Source organism: Streptomyces viridochromogenes, from assembly GCF_001270495.1.
In the GTDB taxonomy this organism is placed as follows: domain Bacteria; phylum Actinomycetota; class Actinomycetes; order Streptomycetales; family Streptomycetaceae; genus Streptomyces; species Streptomyces viridochromogenes_A.
In genome coordinates this window covers 1-571 of the sequence record NZ_LGUR01000214.1, presented here as the reverse complement: position 1 = coordinate 571, position 571 = coordinate 1, and the positions used below count along the sequence as shown (strand labels likewise).

Sequence of the window (571 nt, the reverse complement as noted above, 5' to 3'; positions counted from 1 at the left end):
CGGGCTCAGCCAGTAGTCGCCGTGGCCGACACCGTCGTAGGTGAGGAACACGGCCTCACGGCCGATCTGGCGGGCCGCGTTGGAGCCCCAGGAATGCGGGGTCGCCGGGTCGAAGCGGCTGTTCGTCAGCAGGATCGGCGGGGTGCCGTCGACACGGAGCCGGCGCTGCGGATTGGACACGTCGCTCGGCCAGCTCTGACAGCCGGTCTGCACCGTCCAGCCGAGCGTGCTGTAGCGGGTGACGGGGGCACGGCGGTTGAGTTCGCGTTCGAAGCGGGCGAGGGTGCCGTAGGAGGGGACGTCGAAGTCGTAGTCCTGGCACATCACCGAGTAGACCGGGTACTCCGTCGGCTCCCCGAACTTCCGCAGGGACCGTGCCGCCGCCGGGTCGGCGGCGTCCAGGTCGGCGAGGGCCTGGGCGAACTCGAACCAGTTGGCCGGGTCGTACATGTAGCTCAGGGCGGCGGTCTGGAGGTCCTCGGGGGTGACCGTCTGCGGCGGGTCGCCCGGCAGGACCAGTTCACCGGCCTCAGCGCGCTTGTAGAGCGAGTCGAACAGGGCGCGGGCGTCA

1 protein-coding gene is annotated in these 571 nt (G+C 70.6%); it reads right to left on the bottom strand.

The features are described 5' to 3' along the window. Positions 1-571, bottom strand: a 571-nt coding sequence (locus ADK36_RS28490) for an alpha/beta hydrolase (RefSeq protein ID WP_199830264.1), incomplete at both ends; no start/stop codon positions are given.